The 26,219-nt window shown below is 74.4% G+C and carries 24 protein-coding genes and 1 riboswitch; of the genes, 8 read left to right on the top strand and 16 right to left on the bottom strand.

Features of this window, described 5'->3' with window-relative positions; genetic code table 11:
* Positions 1-159: 159 nt before the first annotated feature.
* Positions 160-1,344 carry a helix-turn-helix domain-containing protein gene (locus OG500_RS29235; protein ID WP_327069828.1) on the bottom strand — a complete coding sequence of 395 codons (1,185 nt, stop codon included), beginning with the start codon at positions 1,342-1,344 and terminating at the stop codon, positions 160-162.
* Positions 1,345-1,524: 180 nt separating this feature from the next.
* Here OG500_RS29235 and OG500_RS29230 point away from each other — a divergent pair, with 180 nt between their 5' ends.
* On the top strand, positions 1,525-2,085 hold the full coding sequence (locus tag OG500_RS29230) for an NUDIX hydrolase (RefSeq protein WP_327069827.1): 561 nt from the start codon (positions 1,525-1,527) through the stop codon (positions 2,083-2,085).
* Positions 2,086-2,223: 138 nt separating this feature from the next.
* On the opposite strand, the gene OG500_RS29225 is transcribed toward OG500_RS29230, so the two are convergent.
* On the bottom strand, positions 2,224-3,183 hold the full coding sequence (locus OG500_RS29225) for a DMT family transporter (RefSeq protein WP_327069826.1): 960 nt from the start codon (positions 3,181-3,183) through the stop codon (positions 2,224-2,226).
* Between the two features lie 304 nt (positions 3,184-3,487).
* On the opposite strand from OG500_RS29225, the gene cbiE reads away from it, so the two are divergent.
* The 4 genes from cbiE to OG500_RS29205 all read left to right on the top strand — a co-directional run bounded on the left by cbiE (position 3,488) and on the right by OG500_RS29205 (position 7,395).
* Positions 3,488-4,807, top strand: a complete 1,320-nt coding sequence (gene cbiE, locus OG500_RS29220) for a precorrin-6y C5,15-methyltransferase (decarboxylating) subunit CbiE (RefSeq protein WP_329584449.1) — start codon at positions 3,488-3,490, stop codon at positions 4,805-4,807.
* Positions 4,804-5,559 carry a precorrin-4 C(11)-methyltransferase gene (gene cobM, locus OG500_RS29215; protein ID WP_329584447.1) on the top strand — a complete coding sequence of 252 codons (756 nt, stop codon included), beginning with the start codon at positions 4,804-4,806 and terminating at the stop codon, positions 5,557-5,559. The genes cbiE and cobM overlap by 4 nt, the downstream gene beginning before the upstream one ends.
* Positions 5,560-5,570: 11 nt before the next feature.
* On the top strand, positions 5,571-6,338 hold the full coding sequence (locus OG500_RS29210; protein ID WP_329584445.1) for a cobalt-precorrin-6A reductase: 768 nt from the start codon (positions 5,571-5,573) through the stop codon (positions 6,336-6,338).
* An 85-nt stretch (positions 6,339-6,423) separates the two neighbouring features.
* Positions 6,424-7,395: an SDR family oxidoreductase gene (locus OG500_RS29205; RefSeq protein ID WP_329584442.1), complete on the top strand. Its 972-nt coding sequence runs from the start codon at positions 6,424-6,426 to the stop codon at positions 7,393-7,395.
* Between the two features lie 347 nt (positions 7,396-7,742).
* Here the strand turns inward: OG500_RS29205 and OG500_RS29200 are convergent, their stop codons facing one another.
* Genes OG500_RS29200 through OG500_RS29190 form a run of 3 tightly spaced genes read right to left on the bottom strand, consistent with a single transcriptional unit; the run spans position 7,743 to position 11,358 of the window.
* Entirely contained in the window at positions 7,743-9,368 is a 1,626-nt protein-coding gene (locus tag OG500_RS29200; protein WP_329584440.1) for a precorrin-2 C(20)-methyltransferase, read from the bottom strand.
* Positions 9,365-9,991, bottom strand: a complete 627-nt coding sequence (locus tag OG500_RS29195; RefSeq protein WP_327069820.1) for a precorrin-8X methylmutase — start codon at positions 9,989-9,991, stop codon at positions 9,365-9,367. Before OG500_RS29195 ends, OG500_RS29200 begins: the two co-directional genes overlap by 4 nt.
* Positions 9,988-11,358, bottom strand: a complete 1,371-nt coding sequence (locus OG500_RS29190; protein ID WP_329584438.1) for a hypothetical protein — start codon at positions 11,356-11,358, stop codon at positions 9,988-9,990. Before OG500_RS29190 ends, OG500_RS29195 begins: the two co-directional genes overlap by 4 nt.
* 390 nt (positions 11,359-11,748) lie before the next feature.
* Here OG500_RS29190 and OG500_RS29185 point away from each other — a divergent pair, with 390 nt between their 5' ends.
* Positions 11,749-12,366, top strand: a complete 618-nt coding sequence (locus tag OG500_RS29185; protein WP_327069818.1) for a DinB family protein — start codon at positions 11,749-11,751, stop codon at positions 12,364-12,366.
* A gap of 73 nt (positions 12,367-12,439) precedes the next feature.
* On the opposite strand, the gene OG500_RS29180 is transcribed toward OG500_RS29185, so the two are convergent.
* The 3 genes from OG500_RS29180 to OG500_RS29170 all read right to left on the bottom strand — a co-directional run bounded on the left by OG500_RS29180 (position 12,440) and on the right by OG500_RS29170 (position 15,278).
* Positions 12,440-13,183, bottom strand: a complete 744-nt coding sequence (locus OG500_RS29180; RefSeq protein WP_329584436.1) for an SDR family NAD(P)-dependent oxidoreductase — start codon at positions 13,181-13,183, stop codon at positions 12,440-12,442.
* Between the two features lie 194 nt (positions 13,184-13,377).
* Positions 13,378-14,058, bottom strand: a complete 681-nt coding sequence (locus OG500_RS29175) for a hypothetical protein (protein WP_329584434.1) — start codon at positions 14,056-14,058, stop codon at positions 13,378-13,380.
* 188 nt (positions 14,059-14,246) lie between these two features.
* Entirely contained in the window at positions 14,247-15,278 is a 1,032-nt protein-coding gene (locus OG500_RS29170) for a hypothetical protein (protein WP_329584432.1), read from the bottom strand.
* Between the two features lie 199 nt (positions 15,279-15,477).
* Positions 15,478-15,554, top strand: a riboswitch (cobalamin riboswitch).
* Between the two features lie 128 nt (positions 15,555-15,682).
* On the opposite strand from OG500_RS29170, the gene cobN reads away from it, so the two are divergent.
* Complete coding sequence (gene cobN / locus OG500_RS29165; protein WP_327069814.1) at positions 15,683-19,309, top strand: cobaltochelatase subunit CobN; 3,627 nt, start codon at positions 15,683-15,685, stop codon at positions 19,307-19,309.
* A 41-nt stretch (positions 19,310-19,350) separates the two neighbouring features.
* Here cobN and OG500_RS29160 read toward each other — a convergent pair whose 3' ends face one another.
* From OG500_RS29160 to OG500_RS29145, 4 genes are all read right to left on the bottom strand, one after another.
* Positions 19,351-20,226 (bottom strand): zf-HC2 domain-containing protein, encoded by an 876-nt coding sequence (locus tag OG500_RS29160; RefSeq protein ID WP_329584430.1) that lies wholly within the window; start codon positions 20,224-20,226, stop codon positions 19,351-19,353.
* Positions 20,223-20,780, bottom strand: coding sequence for a sigma-70 family RNA polymerase sigma factor (locus OG500_RS29155; RefSeq protein ID WP_442907076.1), 558 nt, complete (start codon positions 20,778-20,780; stop codon positions 20,223-20,225). The genes OG500_RS29160 and OG500_RS29155 overlap by 4 nt, the downstream gene beginning before the upstream one ends.
* 47 nt (positions 20,781-20,827) lie before the next feature.
* Positions 20,828-21,439, bottom strand: coding sequence for a hypothetical protein (locus OG500_RS29150; RefSeq protein ID WP_329584426.1), 612 nt, complete (start codon positions 21,437-21,439; stop codon positions 20,828-20,830).
* Positions 21,440-21,565: 126 nt separating this feature from the next.
* Positions 21,566-22,108, bottom strand: coding sequence for a MarR family winged helix-turn-helix transcriptional regulator (locus tag OG500_RS29145; RefSeq protein ID WP_327069810.1), 543 nt, complete (start codon positions 22,106-22,108; stop codon positions 21,566-21,568).
* Between the two features lie 45 nt (positions 22,109-22,153).
* Here OG500_RS29145 and OG500_RS29140 point away from each other — a divergent pair, with 45 nt between their 5' ends.
* Entirely contained in the window at positions 22,154-23,047 is an 894-nt protein-coding gene (locus OG500_RS29140; RefSeq protein ID WP_329584423.1) for an EamA family transporter, read from the top strand.
* A gap of 25 nt (positions 23,048-23,072) precedes the next feature.
* On the opposite strand, the gene OG500_RS29135 is transcribed toward OG500_RS29140, so the two are convergent.
* From OG500_RS29135 to OG500_RS29120, 4 genes are all read right to left on the bottom strand, one after another.
* A complete protein-coding gene (locus OG500_RS29135) occupies positions 23,073-23,798 on the bottom strand; it encodes a DUF4232 domain-containing protein (RefSeq protein ID WP_327069808.1) in 726 nt (241 codons plus the stop codon).
* A 144-nt stretch (positions 23,799-23,942) separates the two neighbouring features.
* Positions 23,943-24,539: a vitamin K epoxide reductase family protein gene (locus OG500_RS29130; RefSeq protein WP_327069807.1), complete on the bottom strand. Its 597-nt coding sequence runs from the start codon at positions 24,537-24,539 to the stop codon at positions 23,943-23,945.
* Between the two features lie 26 nt (positions 24,540-24,565).
* On the bottom strand, positions 24,566-25,387 hold the full coding sequence (locus OG500_RS29125; protein ID WP_329584421.1) for a DsbA family protein: 822 nt from the start codon (positions 25,385-25,387) through the stop codon (positions 24,566-24,568).
* 119 nt (positions 25,388-25,506) lie between these two features.
* Entirely contained in the window at positions 25,507-26,166 is a 660-nt protein-coding gene (locus tag OG500_RS29120) for a hypothetical protein (RefSeq protein ID WP_327069805.1), read from the bottom strand.
* Positions 26,167-26,219: the final 53 nt, after the last annotated feature.

Raw genomic sequence — 26,219 nt, 5'->3', positions numbered from 1 at the left:
GCCTCTTGCGGGGTGCGGGGAACGCGCTTTGGGCCACTGGGACGCTTCACCGTCACAGCCACTCCTGTAGTCGCAGCATCACTGACAGCAAGAGTGTCGCCAAAGCAGAACCCCGGAACTACCACAGTTTGTGGTAGTTCCGGGGTTGCTGATCATTCCTCAGATACCGACCCAGACAGCGAGATTGGCCAGCGAGTCCGGGGCCGCCCGACGAGCTGCCACCAGTCCTGCGACCGTCTCCCGTACGACCGGGTGGTAACGGGTCTGCTGCGGCGCCGCCGCCCGGGCAGCTTGAAGATTCCGCAGCGCCGCCTCGCTCTGACCGATCCACAGCTGCGCATGCGCCACCTCGGCAAGGTGGTGGGCGCGCCGCGACGCCGGCCACGACTCCGGGATCGTGACGTCGGCTGCTGCACTCACCGCCTGCTGGTACTGAGACAGCTCGGCCATCACGCTGACCCGATGCGCCGCCACGTTGGTGGGTCCAAAGCTCAGCCAGTGAACGCGCTCTGCCGGACCGGTCAGCTGCGCGACGCGGTCGGCAGCGTCGAGGTGCCCGTCAGCACTCCCGCTGTCCCGGGCACGAGCAGCTATCACCGCAGCACCCAAGTGCAGCTGGCCGACGGCCACATCCCGTTCACGACTCGCGTCGGCCTGCTGGAGCATCCCCATGCCCACCTTCACCAAGCGCTCGCCAGTGCGGTACTGACCTGCCCGCAGGTAAGCAAGAGAGCGCAGATACTGGCGAACACCGGCGAGCACCGGATCGGAAGCACGCTCCGCGGCCCAGGCCATCCGGTCAAGGGCGACGGCGCACAGGTCCGCGAAGCCGAGCTTCGTGGTCACGTCGTACGCGGTCCGATAGGTGCTCGCCAGGACCGTCCATGCCTCGGCGCTCGGACTGGTGTGCGCGGCGGACGTCACCTCGGTGATCAGCCCGGGCAGTTCACTGGCGACATCCCGCAGGCGCGTCTCGCGGACCGCTGCGCACAGGGCCTCGGCGTGGACCACAAGCGCATTCAGCGGACGCGGCGCCACCTCAGGATCGACCCCGAGGTCGTAGACGTCGAGCGCTTCTCGGATGGGCTGGATCAGGCCATCCAGCTGGTCCTGCTGCAACTCGGAAAGGTAGGGCTGGCCGATGAGTTCGGCCACCGGAATCTGGAGTGCTCGGGCGAGCGCGGCGATCGTGGCGGGTGAGGTCGGCCGCTCTCCTTGCTCGATCTTCGTCAACATGCTGTACGAGATGTGTGCGCGCTCGGCGAGGCCTCGCTGGGTGAGGTGTCGCAGCTTTCGGTAGTGGGCGATGCGCATGCCGGTGTGTTCCGGTCCAGGCTGGGGCATACTGAACTCCGTTGCTCCGTTCCCGACTCGACATCTGGAACGGTACCCGCACTTTGCGGCGGGGAACACGCGAAGGGCCTGCACCGGCGGGCCCTTTCGCATGTCACGGCGAGGCCACCTTCAGCGCCCCCGACACGGCCCTACGCTGAACAGCACAGATCGGTGCAGCAGGAGGTCAGCGTGTCGTCGGTGTGGCGGAATCTCAGCGAACACACGGTCTACGAGAACCGCTGGCTGCGGGTCAACCTCGCCGACGTCGAACTCCCCGACGGGCGCCATCTCGACCACTACGTCCTGCGACAGCGAGCCGTTGCGCTCGCCACCACCGTCAACGAACGCGGTGAAGCGCTGCTGATCTGGCGGCACCGCTTCATCACCGACAGCTGGGGCTGGGAACTCGCGGCCGGAGTGGTCGAGGACGGCGAGCAGGTGGAGGCCGCGGCTGGCCGCGAAATGCTCGAGGAGACCGGCTGGCGGCCCGGGCCTCTCCGCCACCTGCTCACCGTGGAGCCTTCCAACGGCCTGGCCGACGGCCGGCACCACGTCTACTGGTCCGACACCGCCGAGTACGTCGGCCACCCCGAGGACGCCTTCGAGTCCGACCGCCGCGACTGGGTGCCGCTCTCCCAGGTGCCGGAGCTGGTGACGAAGGGCGAGATCCGGAGCGCCAACGCGGTGGCGGCGCTGCTCCTGCTCCACCACCTGCACCGCGCTGGGGCAACCGATCATGCCGAGGCGTGACTTCGAGGGCGATCTCCAGCGCTACCCGTTACCCAGAAGTCGGCGGTGCCGACTTCTCGTGTGACAGATCAGGGAGCTGGGCCTGCGGATCGCGCGTGGCACCGAGGATGCGCAGGAGACCACCGAGGGTGGCGGTCGCTATCGGCCCGCGAGCAGTTCGGCCGGGTGCACCGCTGCCCGGGTGCGGACGGCGTGGCGGGTCTCGGCGACGGCCAGGGCGGTGACCGCCAGCAGGAGTACCGCAGAGCCCGCCACAGTGGCGGGCGAGAGGTGCTCGCCGAGGGCGGTGACGGCGAGGGCGGTGGCGCTGACGGGCTCGATCAGGGCGATGACGGCGGCCGTGGTGGCCCGGACCACGGTGACGCCGGTGAAGTACAGCGCGTAGCCGAGGGCGGTGGGCACGGCGGCGAGGTAGAGCAGCACCAGCAGGGTGCGGCCGAGGCCGTGCGGGCTGGGCCACAGGCCCTGGGCGGCGGCGAACGGGAGCAGCAGCACGGCGCAGACCAGGAACGAGTACAGGGTCGTGGTCAGCGCGTCGGTCCGGCCGGCGCTGCGGCGGCCGTAGAGGGTGACGCAGGCGTAGCCCGCGCCCGAGAGCAGCGCCCAGGCCACGCCGCCGGGCCGCACGGCGGTGGCGCCGCTGGAGGTGCCACCGAGGATCAGCACCGCGAGCCCGGCCAGGGCGCCGAGCACCGCCGCCGTGCCGGCCGCGCCGAGCGGTTCGCGCAGCAGCAGGCGGGCGCCGAGGGCGACCAGGACGGGTGCGGCGCCGAGGGTGACCACCGTGCCGACAGCCAGGCCGGTGCCGTGCACCGCCTCGAAGTAGCCGATCTGGAAGAGGGTCAGGCCCAGACCGTTGACGGCGATGTCGCGCCGGGCGTGGGAAGCGCGAGGGCGACTGGTGGATCCACGGCGGCGGACGGCGAGCGCCACGAGCAGCAGCGCGGAGCCGCCGGCCGAGCGCCAGAAGGTGAGCGCCACCGGGCCGAGGCCGCTGTGGCCGTAGAGCAGGGTGGCGGCGGCCCCGGCGGTGCCCCAGGAGGCGGCCGAGAGCAGCAGGTAGAGCAGGCCCCGCCCGGCGGACAGGGGCCGGGACACGGGGCGAGTGGTTGTGGATGCGGACACGGAGGCTTCTCCCACCGAAGACGTGAACTGGTCGCGTGATCCCGTCTGCGGGCAGCACCGACCGGCCCAGGGGCGCACCCCTGGTCAGGGTCTTCCGTGGCCTTGCCGCCCGCCTAGGCGGCGGGAGGTGGCAGAACAGCGCTCGTCGGCATGGGTCCCACCCTACTCGCGTGCGGGAAAGCCCTGGTGACCAGGGAGTGGGGGCCTTGCGGGGGCCCGGTAGGCTGCCCCGGTGCGCCGCTGGTGCACCCCGTCCCCAGCATCGGAGGAGACCCCGTTGAGCAGCGTCCTGTCTGAGCCGCCGGTGACGGTCGTGGGCATCGGGGCGGACGGCTGGGACGGGCTCGTACCGGCCTCGCGCGAGGCGCTGGCGGCGGCCGAGGCGGTGATCGGCGGCCCCCGGCAGCTGGACCTGCTGCCCGCCGCGGTGACCGCCGAGCGCATCGCCTGGCCCTCGCCGCTGCGCCCGTCCGTGCCGGGGCTGTTCGCGGCGCAGGCGGGGCGGCGGGTGGCCGTGCTGGCCAGCGGCGACCCGATGTTCTTCGGGATCGGGCGCACGCTGAGCGAGGAGCTGGGCGCCGAGCGGCTGCGGGTGCTGCCGCACCCCTCCTCCGTCTCCTACGCCTGCGCGCGGCTCGGCTGGGCGCTGGAGGAGACCGGCACCGTCAGCCTGGTCGGGCGGGACACCGCCACCCTGGTCGGCGCGTTCTTCGACGGGCAGCGGCTGCTGGTGCTGAGCCCGAACGCGAGCACCCCGGCCACCGTGGCGGCACTGCTGAGCGAACACGGCTTCGGGGCGAGCGAGTTGCACGTGCTGGAGCAGTTGGGCGGGCCGGGCGAGCGGATGTCGACCGGGACGGCCGAAGGCTGGGCGCAGCCGCCCGGCGACCCGCTGAACATCGTCGCCGTGCACTGCCGCGCGGACCGGGCGGACGGCGAGGAGCGCCGCCGGCCCGCCCTGGTGCCCGGCCTGGCGGACGAACTGTACGAGAGCGACGGACAGCTGACGAAGCGTCATGTCCGTGCGGCGACACTGGCGACGCTCGCCCCGGCCCCCGGCGAGCTGCTCTGGGACATCGGCGGCGGCTCGGGCAGCATCGCGATCGAATGGCTGCGCGCGCACCGCTCCTGCCAGGCCGTCAGCGTGGAGCGGGACCCGGTGCGGGCCGCCCGGATCACCCGCAACGCAGCCGCCCTCGGCGTGCCCCGGCTGCGCGTGGTGACCGGCGCCGCACCCGCGGCGCTGGACGAACTGCCCCGGCCCGACGTGGTGTTCATCGGCGGCGGGCTGACCGCGCCCGGACTGCTGGCGGCCTGCTGGGCGGCGCTGGGCCCGGGCGGACGGCTGGTCGCCAACACCGTGACACTGGAGTCGGAGGCCCTGCTCACCGAGTGGTACCGGCGCCACGGCGGGGAGTTGCTGCGGCTCGCGGTGGCGCACGCCGTGCCGGTCGGCGGCTTCACCGGGTGGCGGCAGGCGATGCCGGTGACCCAGTGGTCGGTCCGCAAGCCCGTGGAGCCCGTGGAGCCCGCAGCACGCATGGAGCCCGCAGCACGCGTGGAGCCCGTAGAACGAGTGGAGAGTGAGGCGCTGTGACCGTCTACTTCATCGGTGCCGGCCCCGGCGCCGCCGACCTGATCACCGTGCGCGGGGCCAAGACGCTGGCGAACTGCCAGGTCTGCCTGTACGCGGGCAGCCTGGTGCCGGTCGAGCTGCTGGCGCAGTGCCCGCCCGGGGCCCGCCTGGTGGACACCGCCCGGCTGAACCTGGACGAGATCACCGCCGAGCTGCTCGCCGCGCACCGGGAGGGCCATGACGTGGCCCGGCTGCACTCCGGCGACCCGTCGGTGTTCAGCGCGGTGGCCGAGCAGATGCGCCGGCTGGACGCGGCCGGCGTGCCCTACGAGGTGGTCCCCGGCGTGCCCGCCTTCGCCGCCGCGGCGGCGGCGCTGAAGCGGGAGTTGACCGTCCCCACGGTGGGCCAGACGGTGATCCTGACCCGGATCGCCCAGCAGGCCACCCCGATGCCCGCGGGCGAGGACCTGGCCACCCTCGGGCGCAGCGGCGCGCTGCTGGTGCTGCACCTGGCGGCCCGGTACGTCGAGCGGGTGGTGGCCGAGCTGCTGCCGCACTACGGCGCCGACTGCCCGGTGGCGGTGGTGGCGATGGCCAGCCGCCCGGACGAACTGGTGCTGCGCGGCACGCTGGACTCGATCGCCGAGCAGGTGCGGGCGGCGGGGGTGCTGCGGACCGCGGTGATCATGGTCGGCCGCACGCTGAGTGCCGAGCAGTTCCCGGACAGCCACCTGTACTCGGCCCGGCGCGACCGCTCCTGCCAGCTCCCGTAGCGGGTCGGACCGTGCGACACATCCTGATCCTGGGCGGCACCACCGAGGGCCGCCGGCTCGCCGAGGAGCTGGCCGGGCTGCCCGGCCTCCGGGTGACCAGCTCGCTGGCCGGGCGGGTGAGCGCACCGCGGCTGCCACCGGGCGAGGTGCGGGTGGGCGGCTTCGGCGGGGCGGCCGGGCTGGCCGACTGGCTGCGCGAGCACCGGGTGACCACCCTGGTGGACGCCACCCACCCGTTCGCCCGGGTGATCAGCCGCAACGCCGCGCAGGCGGCCGCCGAGACCGGCGTCCGGCTGCTGGCGCTGCGCCGCCCCGGCTGGCAGCCGGTCCCGGGCGACCGCTGGCACCTGGTCGATTCGCTGGAGCAGGCCGCCGACGCGCTGCCGGCGCTGGGCCGGCGCGCACTGCTGACCACCGGGCGCCAGGGCCTGGCCGCCTTCGCCCGGGTCGAGGGCGTGCACCTGGTGGCCCGCTCGGTCGAGCCGCCCGACCCGCCGCTGCCCGCCGACCTGACGGTGCTGCTCAGCCGCGGACCGTTCCAACTCCAGGACGAGCGCGCGGTCTTCCGCGAGCACCGGATCGACGTGCTGGTGACCAAGGACAGCGGCGGTGCGGCCACCGCGCCCAAGCTGGCGGTGGCGCGCGAGCTGGCCGTGCCGGTGGTGATCGTGCGCCGTCCCGCGCTCCCGGACGGCGTCCCGATCGTGCCTGATGTGGCGGGAGTTCTGGGCGAGTTGGGGCTGGGCTGCGATAGCGTCGGCCCGGTCGGACCCGAGTGACGGCTGGGGCGCGGCACGCGCTGACGGCTGGGCGGACGCTGCACGGGGAATTGCCAGTGGCAAGGGGACTCGAGAGGAGCCGGTGATGGGCCGTCGGAGCAAGGACATCGCGGTACCCGACCAGCACGGCCGCCTGGCCGTGGTGACCGGGGCGAACAGCGGGATCGGCTTCGAGACCGCGCGCCGCCTGGCTCTGGCGGGTGCGGACGTGCTGCTGGCGGTCCGCGACGGCGACAAGGGCGAGCTGGCCGCGGCGCGGATCAGGGCGGAGACGGGCAGAACGGGCACGTCCGGCGCGGCAGGCGGGCCGGGCGGCTCGGTCACGGCGGCGGCGCTGGACCTGGCGAGCCTGGACTCGGTCGCCTCCTTCGCCGACGTCCTGCTGGAGCGCGGCCGCCCGGTCGACCTGCTGGTCAACAACGCCGGCGTGATGGGCGTACCGGCCCGGCACACCACCAAGGACGGCTTCGAGCTGCAGTTCGGCACCAACCACCTGGGCCACTTCGCGCTCACCGGGCGCCTGTTGCCGCTGCTGCGCGGGGCCGCCGCGCCCCGGGTGGTCAGCATCGGCAGCCTGACCGCCTGGACCGCCCGGATCGACCTGACGGACCTCAACAGCGAGCGCGGCTACCGCGCGATGGTGGCCTACGGCCGCTCCAAGCTGGCCGGCCTGCTCTTCGCGCAGGAGCTGGACCGGCTCAGCGCACGGGCCGGCTGGGGCCTGCGCAGCACCGCCGCGCACCCGGGCTGCTGCCGCACCAACCTGGCGTACGGCGGTCCGGTGCTCGACCGGGCGCCGGGCGGCGTCAACCTCACTGCGCTGGCGATGAGCGTGCCGGGCTTCTCCCAGGAGCCGGCCCGCGGGGCGCTGCCGCTGCTGGTGGCCGCGACCAGCCCGGGGGCGGTCGGCGGCGGGTACTACGGCCCGGACGGGCTGGGCGAGTTGACCGGTCTGCCGGCCCGCGCCCGACTGCCCCGGGGGGCGGCGGACCTCACCACGGCGGCCCGGCTGTGGCGGGCCTCGGAACAGCTGACGGGCGTCGGCTTCCCGGCCTGAGCCACGAAGGTACCGGGGCACCAAAGGGCAACGGTCGCCGAAAGACAAGGGGCGCCAAAGGGCCAGGGTCGTCGAAAGGCAAGGGTCACCGAAGCCTCCCGCCGGCCGGGGGCGCTCCGGTCGGCGCCGGGCGGGCGAGGCCCACGCCGCCGGAGTCTTCCGCCTCCCCTGGCGGTGCGGCACGGCCGGGTCGGGCCGGCCCCCCGTGGCCGGCCCGGCGCCGGCGGCGCCGCTCAGGAGGAGACGATAGGCGGGCGTTCATTGGCCCGCGTACAACGTAGGGATGACGTTGCGGGTAAACCCTCGCGGTACACCGTCGGCGTCACGACGGAGCCCGGTGGCGGCGGTCAGCGCTCCGGGTAGCGGCGCGGCGTCCAGACCACCTCGGTGCCGTCGCCCCGGCGCACCGCCCGGGTCTGCGAGGAGCCGATCAGCAGGATCGTCCGCATGTCCACCTCGGCCGGGTCGAGATCGGCCAGCCTGACGGTGCGCACCCGCTCGGTCGGACCGCCCACGTCGCGGGCCATCACCACCGGGGTCTCCGGCGCGCGGTGTTCGAGCAGGAGGTCGCGGGCCAGCCCGACCTGGGTGGTGCGGCTGTGCGAGCCGGGGTTGTAGAGCGCGAGCACCAGGTCGGCGGCGGCTGCCGCACGCAGCCGCTCGGCCACCACGGACCAGGGCTTGAGCCGGTCGGAGAGCGAGACCACCGCGTAGTCGTGGCCCAGCGGCGCGCCCGCGCGCGAGGCGGCGGCGTGCGCGGCCGTCATGCCGGGCACGATCCGCACCGGCACCTCGCGGTACGGGTCGGCGCAGGCCGCCTCCAGCACGGCGGTGGCCATCGCGAAGACGCCCGGGTCGCCGGAGGAGACCACCGCGACCCGGCGGCCGCGCCGGGCCAGGTCGAGCGCGAACTCGGCCCGCTCGGCCTCCACCTTGTTGTCCGAGCCGTGCCGGCGCTGGCCCGCCCGGACCGGGACCCGGTCCAGGTAGGTGGTGTAGCCCACCAGCTCGTCGGCGGCGGCCAGTTCACCGCGCGCCTCGGGGGTGAGCCAGAGCGGCCCGGCCGGGCCGAGGCCGACCACGACCACCGAGCCCGCACCCTGGGCGCCGAGCTCGGACGCCTCGGACGGATCCACCGCCTCCGACGACTCCACCGGCTCCGACGGCTCCACCAGCCCCGCCAGCCCCGACGACTCCGCCAGCCCCGACAGCTCCGACGGCTCCGACGGCGGCAGCCCGATCCGGCTGGGCAGCACCGCGAGCGAGAAGTACGGCACCGACTCCGGGTCCACCTCGGCCAGCGGCGCGGTGCGCTCCCCCGCCATGGTGGCGCGCTCCACGAACTGCGCCTCGGCCAGCCGCCCGGAACGCTCCAGCGCGCGGCGCACGGTCGGGAAGGTGCGGCCGAGCTTCATCACCACGGCCGAGTCGGTGGCGGCCAGCCGGGCCGTCAGCTCCTCCTCGGGGAGCGTGCCCGGCAGGATCGTCAGCACCTCCTCGGCCTCCACCAGCGGCCGGCCCAGCCGGGCGGCCGCCGCGCTGACCGAGGTCACCCCGGGCACCACCTCGGTCGGGTAGCGGTGCGCGAGCCGCTTGTGCATGTGCATGTACGAGCCGTAGAACATCGGGTCGCCCTCGGCGAGCACCACCACGGTGCGCCCGGCGTCCAGGTGCGCGGCCAGCCGCTCGGCGGCCTCGGCGTAGAACTCGTCCAACGCGCCCCGGTAGCCGCCCGGGTGGTCGGTGGTCTCGGTGGTGACCGGGTAGACCAGCGGCTCCTCCAGCTGGTCCGCGCGCAGGTGACGGGCGGCGATCGAGCGGGCGATCGAACGGCCGTGCCGGGCGCTGTGGTAGGCCACCACGTCGGCCTTGGTGATCAGCTCGACGGCCCGCACCGTCATCAGGTCCGGGTCGCCGGGGCCGAGGCCGACACCGTAGAGCCTTCCTGCGGTGGTCTTCTGAGAGTCCGTCATTCCACTTCGCTCGCAATCGCGTTGAGCGCGGCGGCGGCTATCGCACTGCCACCGCGACGGCCGCGCACCACCAGGTGCTCCAGACCCGAGGGATGTTCGGCCAGCGCCTGCTTGGACTCCGCGGCGCCGATGAAGCCGACCGGCACGCCGATCACGGCGGCCGGGCGGGGCGCGCCCGCCTCGATCATCTCCAGCAGCCGGAAGAGCGAGGTGGGGGCGTTGCCGACGGCCACCACGGAGCCCGCCAGCTTGTCCCGCCACAGCTCCATCGCGGCGGCGCTGCGAGTGGTGCCGAGTTCGGCTGCCAGCGCCGGCACCGAGGGGTCGGAGAGCGTGCAGACGACCTCGTTGTCGGCCGGCAGCCGCTTGCGGGTCACCCCGCTGGCCACCATCGAGACGTCGCACAGGATCGGCGCGCCGGCCCGCAGCGCGGCCCGGGCGGAGGCGACCACATGCGGGGTCCACAGCAGGTCGGCGACCAGGTCGGTCATCCCGCAGGCGTGGATCATCCGCACCGCGACCTGGGAGACGTCGGCGGGCAGTCCCGCCAGGTCCGCCTCGGCGCGGATGGTGGCAAAGGACTCGCGGTAGATCGCCGCGCCGTCCTTCTCGTACTCGATCACGTGGTCCTCCTGGCGGCGGCGACCGCCGCCGCCATCTGTTGGGTCGTCACTTCAGTTGCACCGTCGGGCAATTGGCTGTCGGTGATGCGGTAGCCGGTCGGGCCGGTGGCCAGCACGTCCACCCAGTGGCCGACCGGGTGACCGCAGCGGCGTGCGCACCCGGACCAGTGGACGGGCAGCGCCGGGCGGGCGGCCCCGGGCGGGCCCGCGGGGGGTGGGACGGTCGGCGGCAGGTCCAGCGCCGCGGCGGCGTCGGCCCGCACGTCCGCGAGCGACTTGGCGCACCCCGGCGCGCCGGTGCAGGCGGTGGCCCGCTCCCAGGGCGAGGCCGGATCGGTGCGCAGGCCGAGCGCCGCGAGCTCCGGCAGCAGCCCGGCCCCGGCACCGGGCAGCACCACGCTGCGCCAGGGGGTGACCCGTAGCTCATCGCCGGCCGACGCCAGCGCCCGCCACTGCCGGGCGGAGGCCCGTCCGAAGCGCAGGCCCACCACCAGCCCGCCGGGTCCGGCACCAGCACCGGCATCGGCACCAGCACCAGCACCAGCACCAGCGAACGTGCCGACCACGGGGCGAGCGCCCGTCGACTCGGGCAGCGGGCGGCGCTCCAGCCCGAGCCGGCCGGCCAGCGCCGCACCGTCCGGGTCCGCCTCGCGCACCCGCCAGGCGCCGTCCGCCAGCGCCACGAACGCCTCCGCCACCGCGAGCGCGGCGCGCGGCCCGTGCGGCACCTCGGCGCACCAGTCGGCGCGTCCCAGCCGCAGCAGCGCACCCGGCGCCGCCCCACCCTGCCGGCCGTCCTCGCCGTGCCCGCCGCCGTGGCCATCCCGGCCGTCCTCGACACCATGGCCGGCGGTGCGTGCGATCAAGGTCACATCGGCGTCGAGCGAGGCGACGTCACCACGCCCGTCGTCCAGGGCGAACAGGAACCGGCCCGACAGCTGCCGGGCCACGTCACTGGCGCAGAGCAGCGCGTCCAGCTGGTGGACCCAGTCGCGCAGTGCCGGCCCGGGGCCGTCCAGGCCGGCCAGCGGAGAGGCGACGATGTTGCGGACCCGGTCGTGCGGCAGCGACGGCAGCAGGCCGACGGCGCCGAGCCGGGCCGCGAGTTCCGCCCCCGCGTCGCCCGCCAGCCCGCGCAGCTGCACATTGCCGCGCGAGGTGGTCTCCAGCGCGCCGTCCCCGAGCTCCTCGGCCGCGCGCGCCAGGGCCAGCGCCTGATCCGCCGACAGCAGCCCGCCGGGCACCCGGACCCGCGCGAGCGCCCCGTCGTCCGCCTGGTGCAGTCGCAGCGCTCCCGGACAGGCGTCGTCACGCCCCCGACCAGCCCGGACGGGGGCAGGCTCGGAGGCGGCGGGTGCGGGTGACATGGGCGCGAGCATACCGATGATCCGACCGGAGGTATGCCCCGCAAAGGGCGTGATCCATCTCTCCAACCCGCCGCCGCCCTGACGGTCAGTCCGGGTCCGCCACGGCCGTCCAGGCCTCGCGCCGGGCCGCGGGGGTGGGCCGGTGAGGCGGGAGCCGTCCGCGCTCCCACGACCGCCGGCTCGCGCTGGAGCCCCTCGCGCGGCACGGCGTGCGCCATCGGCTCCGGGACCGCCGGCGTGCGCGCCCCGACGGCCACGGTTCTCCCCCTTCGGTGCTGTCGCGATGCCGGCCGGGGGGCGGGCAGATAAACCGCGCGCGTCCCGGGCAGCTGCTGTGGCAGGCTCAACCCCGCACTGTGCCACGGCAGATCACCCACCCCGGAGCGTTCGATGACCACCCCCGCACGTCTCGTCACCCTGCTGGAGGAGTTCGACTTCGCCCGCGAGCGCCTCGGCGGACGGCTGGCCGGCCCGACCGTGAACAGCGGCAACGGCGTGGCCGTCCCGGTCCCGGTGATGACCGACGAGGAGTACTTCTGGGAGCCGGTGCCGAACTGCTGGTCGGTGCGGCGGCGGACGGACGGCCCCGGCCCGGGCGCGGCGCTGCTGCTCGGCACCGGTGACTGGGGCCGCGACTCCGCCCCCTCCCCGCACCCCGTCCCACCGCCGTTCACCACCATCGCCTGGCGCCTGAACCACCTCACCGAGATGCTGACCCTGCGGGCGGACCACACGGCCGGCACCCACCGCCTGACCAACGCCGACTTCCGGGCCGCCGCCGACGCCGCCACCGCGATCGCCGACTTCGGCACCGGCGCCACGGCCTGGCGGGCGGCGGTGGCCGGCGCCGACGACGCAGCACTCGACACGGTGGGCCTGTGCAGCTACCCGCACGGCGGTGACCCGGAGGAGGCGTTCATCGACGTCGTCTGGTGGGTCAACCAGGAACTGCTGCACCACGGAGCCGAGATCGCCCTGCTCCGCGACCTGCACCGCGCCCAGCCGTGACGGGGAGCGGGGCAGGCCACCGGCGAACGGCCCGCACCGCTTCGGCCGGACAGGCCTGACGAGGGCCGCCGGCTCAGGCCGCGAAGCCGCCGTCCACTGCGATGGCCGCGCCGCTGACGTACCGCCCGCCCTCCCCCGCGAGGTGCGCCACCATCGCGGCCACCTCGGCGGGCCGGCCGAAGCGGCCCAGGGCCGTGAAGCCCTTCTGCAGATCGGCAGCCGGCCCCTCGTCCGGGTTCATGTCAGTGTCGATCGGACCAGGGTGGACCAGGTTGACGGTGATCCCGCGGGGGCCGAGCTCGCGGGCCAGCGACGTGGTCAGCCCGGTCAGCGCGGTCTTGCTCATCGCGTACAGCGCACCGCCGCCGAACGCGGCCCGCTCGGCCATGCAGCTGCCGATGCTGATGATCCGTCCGCCCTCGGTGAGGTGCCGGGCCGCCGCCTGGGCGACGAGGAAGGGCGCCCGCACGTTGACGGCGAGCACCCGGTCGACGTCCGCCAGTGCCACCGCCTCGACCGGGCCCACCAGGCCGACGCCCGCGTTGTTGACCACGATGTCGAGCCGCCCGAACTCCGCCGCCGCTGCTTCCACCGCCGCCCGCACCGCCGCCGGGTCCGCGCTGTCGGCCTCGACGGCCAGCGCCCGGCGTCCCAGCGCCTTGATCCGCTCGACCAGCTGCGCCGCCTGCTCCGCACCGCTGCGGTAGGTCAGCGCCACGTCGGCGCCGTCCGCGGCCAGCCGCAGCGCCACCGCCGCACCGATGCCCCGGCTGCCGCCGGTCACCAGGGCCGCCCTGCCGTCGAGCACTGCCGTCATCGTCCGCTCTCCTCTTCGTCCTTGCTGGTCACCGGAGTTCGCCGGCACCTCGATCCTGGTGCTCTGCGGGCGGACGGTCCGGCGGCATTCGGACGTCGCGTTCGGGGTCAGGCGCCGGGTGGGAGCACGCCCGAGCACGCCGAAAGGCACCGCGCGGTGGGCGCGGTGCCTTCGGTGGACGGGCTCGGGCGGGATCAGCGGCGCTGGAGGAGCCAGGCCCCCTGGCCGCCGCAGCCGCCCGCGTTGTAGGTGGTGCTGCGGAAACCGGCCGGCACCGGAGAGCCGGGGCAGGTCCACAGGCCGGCCTGGGCGGTCATCTGGACCCAGGCACCGATGCCGTTGCAGCCGGCGCGGTTGTAGTTGGTGGTCACGTAGCCCGACACGATCGGCGAACCCGCGCAGGTCCACAGGCCGCTCTTGGCGAGCTGGTGGTACCAGGCGCCGATGCCGCTGCAGCCGGAGGAGAGGTAGTTGGTGATGACGTACCCGGAGATGATCGGCGAGCCCGCGCAGGTCCAGATCCCGTTCCGCACCGGCTGCTGGTCCCACGAGCCGGCCCCGTTGCAGCCGCTGCGGTTGAAGCCGACCAGGACGTAGCCTGCCGGGATGGGCGTCCCGGCGCAGGTCCACCCGCCTGTCGCGGGCCGTGCGCCACGCTGCGCGGCGGCGGGCGCGGCAGCGGGCGCGGCAGCGGGCGCGGCGCTCGGGTGGGCGGTCGCGGCGACGGGAGCGGCGCTGGCGGTGCCGACGGCGGCGGTGCCGGTGAAGAACGCCGCCAGCAGCGCGACCGCGCCCACCACCCCGGCGAGCCGGCTCCGCAGCGCGGCCGCCGATGAACCGCCCACCGACGAACCGCCCACCGACGAACGGCTCACCCATGAACGGTCAAGAAAACGGCGATACTTGCTGTTCACTTCCCACCAGTCCCATCGACAGGTCCACCGGGCGCCGCACGATGGCCGTGCGGCGCCGCATTGTGGAGATGAGGTGACCCTAGTGGGAACCGAAGCAGTCGATCATCACAGAACGGACACACCATCAACTTGGCCGGAAACCAACCCGGCTAGCCCCGGCGCAGCCTGTGCACCAGGTCGCGGTAGGTCGAGAAGGCGGCCTTCGGGGTGTAGTCGTCGTTGAGCAGCCCGAAGTGGTCGAACAGGTTGGCCGAGGCGGACTTGTCGTCGCGCAGGTCGAAGTACTCGTAGGCGGTGATGTTCAACCGGCCCCGGTCGGCGTTGATCGCGGTCAGCTCCGAGGTCAGCGCGGCGCTCTGCTGCGCCTCGGTGCGCGGCGCGAGGGTGTCCCAGCCGTTCTCCGCCACGTGGATGGCCACCCGGTCCGAGAGCCCGGCGATCGGCATCTCCTGCCGGCGCACCACGTCGATCGCGCTCACCGCCTGCGCGCCCAGGTCGCCGGGTGAGGGGCGGAAGACGTCCGGGTAGAGCTCGAGGCCGACGTAGTCGATCGAGTCGCGGAACCGGTCGCCGCCCGTCGTCGCCAGCGACTGCCAGAACGCCGTCCCGGCCTGGCCGAACGCGCCCTCGTCGAAGCCGATCTGCAGCTTCTTCAGGCCAAGTCGGCGCGCCTCGTCCTTGGCCGCCTCGACCCCGGCGACCACCGCGGGCACCACCGAGGGGTCCGCGGCCGCGGCGAGGTTGACATCGACGCCCAGCGAGATGGAGGCCGCGTGCGGCCCGGCGTTGCGCACCTCGTTGCGGACGTAGGTCTCCCAGCCCGCCAGCGGGGTGCCGTGCCCGGGGTAGCCGAGCACCAGGTCCAGCTTGCGGCCGTGGCCCAGGTAGCCGAAGTACTTGCGGGCGTCCGTGCCGTCCGTCGACGTCCCGTCGTAGCCGACGTACTCGCGGACCAGGAAACCGGGGCCGCCGTGCAGTTGGTCCAGCGCACGGACCACCTTGGCCCCGTCGTCCGGCACCGGGTCGGTCGAGCCGCCGCCCGCATAGCCGCCGGGGTAGATCCCCAGGGCCAGCGGCCGCGGCCCGGCGGCACCCGCCGCGTCGGCCGCGGGAAGGTCCACCGCGAGCCCCGTCGCCACCAGCACCGCGGCGCAGACGGCCCCCCGCCATGATCGCCTCATGAACATCATCCTTCATTCGTGTCGGAACCTGTCCGCGCGATCATGCCAGCGCGGTGTGTCAGGCCCCACCGATGTGCGCCCGCGCCCCCGCTCACCCCTCCGCGCCGCCTGACCTCGCCCGTTAGGATGACGCCGGACCGGCCGTCAGGCCGGTGCACGCCAGCGACGGCACAGGGGCCCCACCGACGGGTCCCCGGGGGAGGAAACCGGTGCGACGCCGGTGCGGTCCCGCCACTGTGACCACGAGCCACCACCGGTCGTGGGAGCCAGGAACTCCCCGCCGTCCCGCCACCTCTCCCGGTCTGGGGCCGGGGGATCCCCCACGGGGCGCGGACCCCGAGGAAGGCTGCCGTTATGCGCACCGTCATGCCCGTATCCGCCCACCACCGCGGGAGGGCCGCCGCGTGATCCTGCTCCTGTCGACCTCCGACACCGATCTGCTCTCCGCCCGCGCCAGCACCGGCCCGGTCGGCTACCGCCTGGGCAACCCGGCCCGGCTCGGCCCCGACGACCTGCCGGCGCTGCTGGAGGGCACCGACCTGGTGGTGGTGCGCCTGCTCGGTGGCCGCCGCGCCTGGGAGGAGGGCCTGACCGCGCTGCTGGCCGGCCCGCGCCCGGTGATCGTGCTCAGCGGTGAACAGGCGCCGGACGCGCAGCTGATGGAACTCTCCACGGTGCCGGCCGGGCTGGCCGCCGAGGCGCACGCCTACCTCGCGCACGGCGGCGCCGCCAACCTGGCGGAGCTGGGCGCCTTCCTGTCCGACACCGTGCTGCTCACCGGCCACGGCTTCGCCGCGCCGGCCTCCGCGCCCGACTGGGGCCCGCTGGAGCGCACGCCCCGCCACGCCGCGCCCGCCGCCGACGGACCGACGGTGGCCGTCCTCTACTACCGCGCGCACCACATGAGCGGCAACACCGGCTTCGTGGACGCGCTGTGCGGCGCGATCGAGGAGGCGGGCGGTGTGGCCAAGCCGCTGTACTGCTCCTCGCTGCGCGGCGCACCGGCCGAGCTGCTGGCCGAACTCGGCCGGGCCGACGCGATCGTGACCACCGTGCTGGCCGCCGGCGGCACCCGGCCCGCCGACGCCTCGGCCGGCGGCGACGAGGAGGCCTGGGACGCGGGCGCGCTGGCCGCGCTCGACCGGCCAATTCTGCAGGCGCTCTGCCTGACCTGGTCGCGGGAGACCTGGGAGGGCAGCGACGACGGCCTCTCGCCGCTGGACACCGCCACCCAGGTCGCCGTGCCGGAGTTCGACGGGCGCCTGATCACCGTGCCGTTCTCCTTCAAGGAGCTGGACGAGGACGGCCTGACGGTCTACGTCGCCGACCCCGAGCGCTGCGCCCGGGTGGCCGGGATCGCGGTGCGCCACGCGCGACTGCGCCACATCCCGGCCGCCGAGCGGCGGTTGGCGCTGGTGCTGTCCGCCTACCCGACCAAGCACGCCCGGGTCGGCAACGCGGTGGGCCTGGACACCCCGGCCAGCGCGGCCCGGCTGCTGCGCCGGCTGCGCGAGGAGGGCTGGGACCTGGGCGAGGGCCTGCCCGGCATGGAGCCGACCGAGGGCGAGCACGAGGGCGACGCGCTGATCAAGGCGCTGATCGAGGCCGGCGGCTACGACCAGGACTGGCTCACCGAGGACCAGTTGGCCCGCAACCCGGTGCGGATCCCGGCCGCCGACTACCGCCGCTGGTACGCCACGCTGCCCGAAGGGCTGCGCGCCCGGGTCGAGGAGCACTGGGGCCCGGCCCCCGGCGAGCTGTACGTGGACCGCAGCCGCAACCCCGAGGGCGACATCGTGCTCGCGGGCCTGCGGGCCGGCAACCTGCTGGTGCTGGTGCAGCCGCCGCGCGGCTTCGGCGCCAACCCGGTGGCGATCTACCACGACCCCGACCTGCCGCCGAGCCACCACTACCTGGCCGCCTACCGGTGGATCGCGGCCGCCCGCAGCGACGGCGGCTTCGGCGCCGACGCCCTGGTGCACCTGGGCAAGCACGGCAACCTGGAGTGGCTGCCCGGCAAGACGGCCGCGCTGTCGGCCGACTGCGGCCCGGACGCGGCGCTCGGCGACCTGCCGCTGATCTACCCGTTCCTGGTCAACGACCCGGGCGAGGGCACCCAGGCCAAGCGCCGCGCGCACGCCACCCTGGTCGACCACCTGGTGCCGCCGATGGCCCGCGCCGACTCCTACGGCGACATCGCGCGCCTGGAGCAACTGCTGGACGAGCACGCCAACATCGCCGCGATGGACCCGGCCAAGCTGCCGGCCGTCCGCGCCCAGATCTGGACGCTGATCCAGGCGGCCCGCCTCGACCACGACCTCGGCCTGGACGAGCGGCCCGAGGACGACGGCTTCGACGACTTCCTGCTCCATGTCGACGGCTGGCTCTGCGAGGTGAAGGACGCTCAGATCCGGGACGGCCTGCACGTGTTGGGCCAGGCGCCCAGCGGCGAGGACCGGGTCAACCTGGTGCTCTCGATTCTGAGGGCCCGTCAGATCTGGGGCGGCGTCGCGGCGCTGCCCGGCCTGCGCGAGGCGCTCGGGCTGGACGAGGCGGCGCTGACGCTGGGCGCCACCGACGCCGCCGAGGCCAGGGCACGCGAGCTGGTCGAGGCGATGGAGGCGGCCGACTGGGACCCGGCGGCCGTCGAGCGGGTGGCCGAGGGACTGCCGGGCGCCGTCGCCGAGGTGCTGGCCTTCGCCGCGCACCAGGTGGTGCCGCGGCTGGCGGCCACCACCGACGAGCTGGACGCCGTGGTGCACGCCCTGAAGGGCGGTTTCGTGCCGGCCGGGCCCTCCGGTTCGCCACTGCGCGGGCTGGTCAACGTGCTGCCGACCGGGCGCAACTTCTACTCGGTGGACCCCAAGGCGGTGCCCAGCCGGCTCGCCTGGGAGACCGGGCAGGCGCTCGCCGAGTCGCTGGTCGCCCGCTACCGGGCCGACAACGACGGCGCCTGCCCGCCCTCGGTCGGGCTCTCGCTCTGGGGCACCAGCGCGATGCGCACCGCCGGTGACGACATCGCCGAGGCCTTCGCACTGCTGGGCATCCGGCCGGTCTGGGACGACGCCTCGCGCCGGGTCACCGGCCTGGAGGCGATCCCGCTGGCCGAACTCGGGCGCCCGCGCGTGGATGTGACGCTGCGCATCTCGGGCTTCTTCCGTGACGCCTTCCCGCACGTGGTCGCGCTGCTGGACGACGCGGTGCGACTGGCGGCGGCGCAGCAGGAGGCCGACGAGGACAACTTCGTCCGCGCCCACGTGCAGGCCGACCTGGCCGAGCACGGGGACGAACGCCGGGCCACCGTGCGGGTGTTCGGCTCCCGCCCCGGCACCTACGGGGCCGGGCTGCTGCAGCTGATCGACAGCCGGGACTGGCGCACCGACGCCGACCTCGCCGAGGTCTACACGGTCTGGGGCGGCTACGCCTACGGCCGCGACCTGAACGGGCGGCCGGCCCGCGAGGAGATGGAGACCGCCTACAAGCGGATCACCGTCGCGGCGAAGAACACCGACACCCGCGAGCACGACATCGCCGACTCGGACGACTACTTCCAGTACCACGGCGGCATGGTGGCCACCGTGCGCGCGCTGACCGGCCGCGCACCGGCCGCCTACATCGGCGACTCGACCCGCCCGGAGACGGTGAAGACCCGCACCCTGACCGAGGAGGCGGCCCGCGTCTTCCGGGCCCGGGTGGTCAACCCGCGCTGGCTGGAGGCGATGCGGCGGCACGGCTACAAGGGCGCCTTCGAGATGGCCGCCACCGTCGACTACCTGTTCGGCTACGACGCGACCACCGGCGTGGTGGCGGACTGGATGTACGAGCGGCTCACCCAGGAGTACGTGCTCGACCCGGTCAACCGCGAGTTCCTCACCGGGGCCAACCCCTGGGCGCTGCACGGGATCAGCGAGCGGCTGCTGGAGGCGGCCGAGCGCGGACTGTGGGCGGCGCCCGACCCGGAGCTGCTGGCCGAGCTGCAGGCGGCCTTCCTGGAGGCGGAGGGCGACCTGGAGGAGGGCGGCGAGGGCTGAGCAGCCCGCTGCCGGGCGGCCGGCCGGGGACTCCTCCCGGTTCAGCCACCCGGCAGCACCGGGATCAGCAGCAGCAGCTGACCGTCCGTCAGATCGCGCACCTCGAAGTGGCCGATCTCGCCGGGCTGGTAGCCGGTGCTGCCGGAGATCCGCAGCTCCGCAGCGGTCGGCGCGGCCGGTGCGCCCGGCGTGCCGTAGCCCGCGACCGGTACGGTCCAGCTGCTGACCGTCTGGTGCCCGCCCTGGACGGAGACGGCCACCAGCGAGCAGCTGCGCGGGCCGCTCACCCCGGCCAGCCGCAGGGTGACCGCGCTGCCCCAGCGCTGCCCGCTCACCCCGACGGTGGCGCTGATCCCGTCCGCCCCGGTGGCGGTGTGGCTGACCGCGGCGACGGCGGGCACGGGGGCCGGCGTGCCCGGGTCCAGCACGGTGGCCCCGGCGGCCACGCCGCCGAGCGTCAGGACGGCGGCCACCGCCGCCACCAGCCAGCGGCGGCGCACCCGGCTGCGGCGCCGGGCCGAGGCGGCCGCGGCCACCTCGGCGAGCACGGCGTCCAGCAGCCGCGGGCTCGGGCCGGCCACCCGCGATCCGTCCGGCCCGGCCCGGTGGATGACCGCCCCGGCCGCCCGCAGCACGGCCGGCCGGCCGGCCGACTCCGCGTCCGGCTGCGCGCCCCGGTCCGCGGCCGGCTCGGCGAGCGGCTCCGCGAAGGTCGCACCGTCCGCCCTGAACTCCGCCAGCAGCGGTCCCAGTTCGCCCAGCCGGCCGATCTCCTCGGTGCACCGCGGGCAGCCGGGCAGGTGCTCCTCGAACCGGGCCTTCTCCAACTCGCCGAGCAGGCCCAGCACATAGGCGCCGGCATCGAGGTGCCGGTCCCGCCCGTCCTGCGGGTCCCAGGGGGCCAGGGGTGCGGTCACGACGTCACTCCCCGTTCCTCCAGGGCGATCCTCAGCGAGCGCAGCGCGTAGAAGATCCGCGACTTCACCGTCCCCTCCGGGATGCCGAGGTCGGCGGCCACCTCGGCGATGCCCCGGCCCTTGAGGTAGCTCTCGACGATGACCTCCCGGTGCGCCCGGGTGAGCGCGCCGAGTGCGTCGGTGATCGCCATCATCCGCAGCGCGCGGTCGAGTTCGTCCTCGGCGGGGAGCAGTTCCAGCGCCGCCGCGGACGTCTCCGGCGGGCGGGCGGCGCTGCGCCGGTGCCCGTCGATGACGATCCGGCGGGCCACCGTGACCAGCCAGGGGCGCACCGAGCCCGCCGATACCTCCAGCCGGTCGGCGTTGCGCCAGGCACGCACGAGCGTCTCCTGGACGACGTCCTCCGCGCGCTGCCGGTCCCCGCCGACCAGATGCAGCACGAAGCCGAAGAGCGGGCCCGCATGCTCCTGGTAGAGGGCCCGGATCAGCTCCTCGTCCGGGCCGACGGCGCCGCCGTCCCGGGGTTCCTCGGTCACAAGCCCATCCTGGCGCACCCGTTCCTCCGGGTCGAGTAGTGGCGCTGCGCTTCCACCGGCCTCGCTCAGTAGCCGTTGCCGCCGATGGTGGTGTCACCGTTCGACGACATGTTCGGCGCGTTGGGGTGGGTGGGCGTCGCGGGCCTGGCCTCGCCACCGGTGGGGGTCACCGCCCACCAGGTCCCGCCGACGCCCTCGCCGTTGACCTGGCCGGCCTTGGTGTCCGGCGCGTAGCGGTAGAGCGGCCAGCCGTTCAGGGTCAGCTGCTTGGTGCCGTCGGCGCCGGTGACCGTGCCGATCAGCGAGGGGCTCACGCCGTTGCCGGTCAGCTGGCCCGGCGCGGCGGCGCCCGGCCACAGGGTGGCGCAGGAACCGGTGCAGGTGGCCCTGGACGGGTGCGCGCTGTCCTGGTCGAAGCGGTACAGGGTGAAGCCGTTGCTGTCGGTGACGATCTGGCCGAGCCCGCTGACCGTGGTCACCTTGACCGCCGCATCGGCGGGCATGCCCGGGGGCGGGGTGGCCGGCGCGGTGGAGGCGGGCGCCTGGGTGGTGGGGCTGGAGGTCATGCCGGGCGAGGCGGTGCCCGTGGAGGCGACGGTCGAGCCGCAGGCGGAGGCGAAAGCGAGGACGGCGGCACCGGCGGCGGTCAGCACCCCGACGCGGCGGATGTTCGGCATGGCGGTCCTCCCGGGCGCTGGGCGGCGCGACCTGCGACGGGGCGGCCGGGTGACCGCTCCACCCGGGGGTACGCAGCCCGCACGGCCGCCGTTCAACGCCCGGCCCGGCTGGACCGGGCCGCGCCGTCAGCTGCCCTCGCCGTCCCCCAGGGCGAGCAGCACGGACCGCAGGGTCTGCGCCAGCGCGGCCCGTTCGCCGCCGTCCAGGGCGGCCAGCAGTCGCTGTTCGGTGGCCAGGTGGTCGGGCAGCGCCCGGTCGATCAGCTCCCGGCCCGCCGCGGTGAGCGCGACGTGCACCACCCGTCCGTCCGTGCTGCTGGGCCGCCGGCTGACCAGTCCGCGCTCCTCCAGCCGCTCCAGGCGCTGGCTGATCGCGCCGGAGGTGACCATCGCCGAGCGCATCAGCTCGGCCGGGGTCAGCAGGTGCGGCGGATCGCTGCGGCGCAGGGTGGCCAGCACGTCGAAGGCGGCGGCGTCCAGCCCGTGCGCGGCGAAGGTGCGGCGCTGCTCGCCCTCGACCACCCGGGCCAGGCGCTTGAGCCGGCCGAGCACGGCCATCGGCGAGACGTCGAGGTCGGGGCGCTGCGCGGCCCACTGGGCGAGGATCCGGTCCACCTGGTCGCGGGGCTCGCCCCGCCGGTCGCCGCTGGGGGCGGAGGCGTCTGTCATGGAAACAGGCTAGCAATTCTCTTAGCGCTGAGATATTTTATCTTAGTGCTAAGGAATCGAGCAGGCATCATCCTGCTGACCGCGCTCGCCCCCAGCGTCTGGGGGACCACCTACTACGTGACCACCCAGTTCCTGCCGCCGAACCGCCCGCTGCTCGCCGCGGTGCTCCGCGCGCTGCCCGCCGGACTGCTGCTGGTGGCGGCCACCCGGCGGCTGCCGAAGGGCAGCTGGTGGTGGCGCTCGCTCGTGCTCGGGGCGCTCAACATCGGCGCCTTCTTCGCCCTGCTCTTCGTCGCGGCCTACCGGCTGCCCGGCGGCGTGGCCGCCACCATCGGCGCCCTGCAGCCCCTGCTGGTCGCCGCCCTCTCCAGCGGTCTGCTCGGCGAGCGGCTCTCGACCAGGACGGTCCTGACGGGGCTTGCGGGCGTGGCCGGGGTGAGCCTGCTGGTCCTGCGCGCCGACGCCGAGCTGGACGCGCTGGGCCTGCTGGCCGCCGTCGGCAGCGCGGTGGTGATGGCCACCGGTGTGGTGCTGAGCAAGCGCTGGCCCTCGCCTGCGCCGCTGGCCAGCACCGGTTGGCAACTGGTCGCAGGCGGACTGCTGCTGGTGCCGCTCGCACTGCTGGTCGAAGGACCGCCGCCGGCCGAGCTCACCGCCAGGAACCTGCTCGGCTACGGCTATCTGACCCTGGTGGGCGCCGCGTTCGCCTACGCGCTCTGGTTCCGCGGCATCCGCGCGCTGGCGCCGACCCAGGTGACCTTCCTCGGCCTGCTCTCCCCGCTGGTCGCCACCCTGGTCGGCTGGCTGGCCCTCGGCCAGTCGCTGTCGCCCGTCCAACTCCTGGGCGCGCTGGTGATCCTGGCCGCCCTGGTCCTCGCCCAGGTCCGCCCCCGGCAGAAGAGGACCCGGCAGCAGGAACGACTCGCAGCAGGCGTATGACGGTCCCGGGGCCGGGGCTCGCGGCTCAGCTGGTGAGCGGCCCGATGGTCAGCGAGTGGATGCTCGCACCGGCGCAGTGCTGGGTCTCCCAGGGCAGGAAGAGCGCCGCCTTCTCGCCGGGCGGGTAGATCCGCAGGCCCTTGACGGCGGTGAGCTGGCACTGGCCGGGGTCGTAGCCGGCCATGCCGTTGGCGTCGTGCAGGGTGGCCTTCGCGGTGCCGTGCGGAGCCAGCGTCACGGTGCGGTACGCATCGCCGGTGCGGGTCGCGGGGTTGCCGGACTGCTGGCCGTCGGCGGCCACGTAGGAGACCCCCGGGAAGCCGGTCAGCGTGCAGCTGTGGCCGGAGGTGTTGGTGAAGACCAGCGTCGAGTAGTACTGGCCCGCGCCCACGCCCGGGTCGCTCTGCACCACGGTCAGTTCGGAGCTGGTGCAGGAACCGGGGCCGGCCGGGGTGGGCGAGCCGAGCGAGGCCGTGGTGGTCCCCGAGGTGGGGGCGGCGGTGGCGCCGCCGCCGGGCGCGGAGGTGCCGGGGGCGGAGGTGGCGGGCGCCGAAGTGACGGGCGCCGAACTCCCGGGCGCGCCACCGGCACCGGTCGTCGGGGCGGTGGCACCGGGGTTGCCGGTGGCGGTGTTCCCGGCCGTCGGGTTGGCGGAGGTGCTGGACGACGAACAGCCGGCCAGGGTGAGGGTTGCCGCGGCGGCCACCAGGGTGGCGGCGGCGAGCGAGGTCCGGGCGAACCTGCGGGACATCGTGGTGCTCCTTCGCCGAGTCGGTCGGGGTCAACTGGGTTGACACGCTCACTGTGCCCGACTCGCCTGTCCGCTATCCGCGCTGATACACGCCTGTGGCAGAACCCGGGCGGCCCCGTGACGGGGCCGCCCGGAACAGCCGCCTCAGATCAGGGTCTTCCAGTAGTACCAGAACCTGTTGAGGATCAGCAGCGCGATCACGGCGTACCAGAGCACCGGAACCACCCAGTGGTACCGGTTCAACTCCCGCACCACCGGCTTCATCCGGTCACCGACCGGGATGACTCCGCTGCGCAGGTTGAAGAGTGTGGTGTACCAGAAGATCGCGATGGTCACCACCCAGACCACCATGCAGTACGGGCAGATCGCGCCGATCACGTAGAGCGTCTGGGTCATCAGCCAGGTGATCAGCACCACGCCCAGCAGCGAGGCGAACTGCAGGCCGAGCCAGAACCACGGCCGGAACCGGGCCCCCGCCAGCACGGCGGCGGCGATGGTCAGCACCACGCCGAAACCGACCAGCCCCAGCAGCGAGTTGGGGAAACCGAAGACCGCCGCCTGGTGGGTGCGCATCACCGAACCACAGCTGATGATCGGGTTGATGTTGCAACTGGGTACGTAGTTCGGGTTCTCCAGCAGCCGGATCTTGTCGATGGTGAGCACCGACGATCCGTACAGTCCCAGCGCGCCGGCGATCGCCAGCAGCCAGGTGAACGCGCGCGCGGGCCGGTACTCGGCCACGGACCCTCTCCCCTCGGCGGCGGTGGTCACTTGGTCCCTGTGCCCTGCTGGATGAGCGCGGTGTACTGGTCGGCGGTGATCGGGTTGCCGGCGTTGTCGAAGAGCGTGAGCGCCTTGCCGTCCAGCTTCATGGTCGGGGTGCCCTGGACGCCGCTGCTGTTGAAGGCGGCGGCCACCTTCTCGGCCCACGGCAGGTAGGTGCCGTCCTGGACGGCCTTGACGAAGGCGTCGGTCTTCAGGCCCGGCACCTTGGCCGCGACGTCGAGGATCGTGTTGACGCTGCCGTAGCCGTCGGTCTCCTCGCTCGGCTGGTTCGCGTAGAGCTCGTCGTGGAACTTCTTGAAGTCGTCCACGCTCTGGTTCAGCGCCGCACCGGCCGCCGCCAGCGCGGTGATCGAGCCCTTGCCGCCGAGGTTGTTGTCCAGGAAGGCGGCCATGTGGTACTGGATCTTGTACGTTCCGTTGTCGGCCAGCTGCTGCACGGTCTGGCCGTCGGTGGTCTCGAACTTCTTGCAGATCGGGCAGCGGAAGTCCTCGTAGACGTCCAGGGTGTGCGCGGCGTCGGCCTTGCCGTAGGTCACCACGGTCCCGTCCGTGCCGCTGGTGTTGGCCGGCACGACCAGCGGGGCGTTGCTGCCGGAGGCGGCGGAGGTGCTGTGGCCGCCGCTGTTGACGGCGATCGCCACACCGCCGGCCAGCGCGACCACCACGGCCACGGAGGCGCCGATCACGACCCGGCGCCGGATCTTCTCGGCGCGCACCTCGCGCGCCCGCGCCTCGGCCAGCCGTTCGCGGCGCGCGGCGCTCTTCTGGTCGTAGGTCTGCTTGCCGTTCGACTTGCTGCTCATGGGTGGGTCCTGTCCGCGTCACCCGGGCACACGGCTCTCGGGAACGCTCGAAGCGGGGAGTGGGCGTCGGTGGCGCACGGACCACTGGCCGACGGCTCCCCGCGAGGCGGAGGACGGGCTCAGCAGGCGAGCGCGAAGGACGCCGGCGGTCCGCGGTGACGGGACGGCGCGAGCGGCAGGTCCTCGGCGGGCGCGTGCTCCGGGCGGGGCTCGGGCAGCGGTGACCCGGGTGCGGGTCGGGCCGGGACGGGGGCGAGCAGCAGCAGGGCGCGCAGCGCGTCCGGCGCCAGCCGGGCCAGCGCGGCGAGCAGTTCGGGCAGCCGCACCAGGGCGGCGTCCGCCAGTCGCAGGCAGAGCGCGGCGACCATGGTGACCACCACCTGCACGGTCAGCAGCACCAGTTCCAGCACGGTCGGGGCGAGCGAGAGCGCGCCCTGGCCGCCGCCCACCGAGCCGCCGCCGCAGACCATGAGGTCCAGACCGTGGCCACCGCCCGCGTGTTGCGCGGACCTCGGTGAACCACAGGTGTCCTGGCCCAGGTTGAAGGTGGTGTTGAGCATCAGCTCGACCGGCAGCATCAGCGCGGCGATCTGGAAGAAGCCGCGATCGGCCCCGGCCAGCACCGCGGCCACCGCGAAGACCACCACCCCGGCGGCGACCACCACGCTCAGCGGCAACGGCCGCCCGGTCACCACCACCTGGCCGGCTGCGGCCAGCGGAACGGCCAGCGCGGCGAAGAGCATCGCGCGCAGCGTCCGGGTCAGGCGGCAGGTGGTCACGGTTCCGGAGTATGTCATGCGACGGTCGGCCGCGACGAGGGTGCGAACGCGAC

The organism is Kitasatospora sp. NBC_01250, assembly GCF_036226465.1.
GTDB lineage: Bacteria > Actinomycetota > Actinomycetes > Streptomycetales > Streptomycetaceae > Kitasatospora.
The sequence above is the reverse complement of the archived record's forward strand: the minus strand, read 5'-3'. Positions and strand labels throughout refer to the sequence as shown.